This is a genomic window from Bartonella sp. MR168JLCBS, from assembly GCF_042194175.1.
On sequence record NZ_JBHIMP010000274.1, the window covers coordinates 1 to 815 of the forward strand.

The window sequence follows — 815 nt, forward strand, 5'->3', positions numbered from 1 at the left end:
CGATAGGCATATATCCCAATATGATGGTAAAGGGGACCATCTCCATAAGGTGCTGTTGCGCGGGTAAAATAAAGAGCACGAAGGCGATTTTGAGAAAGCGGTGTTCCAATAATTTTGACAACATTTGGATCTGTTTTTTCATCTTTCTCCACGATTTTGGCACCCAAAGTTGCAATATTAGTTAAGCTGTTTTTTAAAGGGCGTAGAGCACTGATGATTTCATGGGGAGTTATCGTTGGCAGGTCACCTTGTACATTCAAAATGGCATTGTAGCATCGTTCAGGATCAATATGGTTTAAGGCTTCATAAATGCGATCAGATCCAGATTCATGATGGCTAGATGTCATGATACATTCATGTCCATAAGCTATAACGGCTTTGGCGATATCATGATGGTCTGTTGCAACGATAGTACGTCCCAATGCGGCTTTTTTTGCTTGTTCAGCAACATGAACAATCATCGGCTTTCCAGCGATCTCAGCGAGAGCTTTTTGGGGGAGACGGGTTGAGCCTATACGGGCGGGGATGACAATAATTGGTTTAAGAGCCATTGCAAAATTCCAAATGCCGTGTGTGTGATGTGTTTATAATATTGTGTTTTATAGAGAAAAAGCTTAAACTAAAAGCAGTAATGAAAATATAAACGTTTGAATTTTTATGAATCGTTCGACAGTTGCCTATTTTATTTTTGCTTGTCTATTTTTGCTGATTATTTTGGTGGGAATTTCTACACTCAGCAACATGGTTTATGATCACTCTGCATTGGTTCAACCTGCTTATAAGGTTACAAAAAGTGATGTGCTCAAGAAAAAACA

The 815-nt window shown here is 39.1% G+C and carries 1 protein-coding gene and 1 pseudogene; one reads left to right on the forward strand and one right to left on the reverse strand.

The window, feature by feature from the left end:
* Positions 1-551 (reverse strand): 3-deoxy-manno-octulosonate cytidylyltransferase (locus tag ACFIK8_RS10835; RefSeq protein WP_375669429.1); only part of this gene is annotated, 551 nt, incomplete at its 3' end.
* A 106-nt stretch (positions 552-657) separates the two neighbouring features.
* Here ACFIK8_RS10835 and ACFIK8_RS10840 point away from each other — a divergent pair.
* Positions 658-815: pseudogene (locus tag ACFIK8_RS10840) on the forward strand (cytochrome c family protein); the annotation flags it as partial.